This is a genomic window from Aeromonas sp. QDB18 (assembly GCF_027705325.1).
GTDB classification, from domain to species: domain Bacteria; phylum Pseudomonadota; class Gammaproteobacteria; order Enterobacterales; family Aeromonadaceae; genus Aeromonas; species Aeromonas caviae.
On the sequence record NZ_JAPDBQ010000308.1, the window covers coordinates 1 to 1,033 of the forward strand.

Annotated in this window: 1 protein-coding gene; it reads left to right on the forward strand. The window is 59.1% G+C overall.

What is annotated here, in order from left to right:
- Nucleotides 1-67: 67 nt before the first annotated feature.
- Nucleotides 68-1,030 carry an IS1595 family transposase gene (locus OKC30_RS21040; RefSeq protein ID WP_041215707.1) on the forward strand — a complete coding sequence of 321 codons (963 nt, stop codon included), beginning with the start codon at nt 68-70 and terminating at the stop codon, nt 1,028-1,030.
- Nucleotides 1,031-1,033: the final 3 nt, after the last annotated feature.

A 1,033-nucleotide genomic window follows, 5' to 3' on the forward strand; every position in this document is an offset into this window, starting at 1 on the left:
GGCGCTGTCCCAATTATGTGTTGGAAGGCTAATCTGGAAGTAGGTCATCACCGCGAGGACCTTCATCATGGATACGCCAGCCTTCCAACACCTGTTGTCCCTCTTTCCATTACTTACTCTGCGTCAGCGCCGTGTCGCTCAGCATGAGCTCGCCGCTCCACACCCGATTACGTCCCTCCATGCCCAGTTACCCACATGCTGCGGCTGTCCCCACTGCCAGGCGGATGCCACCCAGCTGGCCCCCTGGGGCTGGAGCCGTGGGCTGCGTCGTTACCGTTGTAAGCAGTGTCGGCGAACCAGCTCCCTCCTCACCAAGACGCCTTTGGCCAGATTACGTAAGGCTGAGCATTGGGAGGACTACGCCCAGGCTCTCATCGACGGGCTCACTGTCCGCCAGGCCGCCGTCCGCTGCGGTGTTTGCAAGAACACCGCCTTCTTGTGGCGTCACCGCTTCCTGAAGGCGATGGCAAACCACCAGGCAACACGGGAAGAAGGCATTGTTGAAGTGGATGAAACCTTCTTCCTCGAATCGTTCAAGGGGCAGCGAGGGTTGCCTCGTCCGGCAAGACATCGTGGCGGGAAAGGGCGTACCCGGGGGACCGGGCGGGATTACATCCCGGTGATGGTGGTGCAGGACAGGGCGGGCCATCAAGCCGACTTTCAGCTGGAAAGGCTGGATGCGCAGACGGTGAAAGCGGTGTTGCAGCCACTCATCGCGCCCGATGCAGTGCTCTGCAGTGATGGTGCAGGGGTGTATGCCAGTTTCAGCCAAGCGCGGGGCATAACACATCAGGTGGTGTACAACCGTCGAGGTGAGCGAGTCATTGGGGCATACCACATCCAGCATGTGAACGGATATCACCGGCGGTTGAAGGAGTGGATGGAACGATTCCATGGAGTCGCAACCCACTACCTGAGGAATTATCTGGGCTGGCGCAGGATGCTGGAACGTTACGGCAGGGAGGTAAATACCAAGATGTGTTTGCATGAGGCGCTAGGGCACCCGATGCAACACGTAATTGGGACATAGCCT

Excerpts from the sequence above, each read along its gene's own strand:
- OKC30_RS21040 (WP_041215707.1), top strand. The coding sequence starts at position 68 with ATGGATACGCCAGCCTTCCAACACCTGTTGTCCCTCTTTCCATTACTT.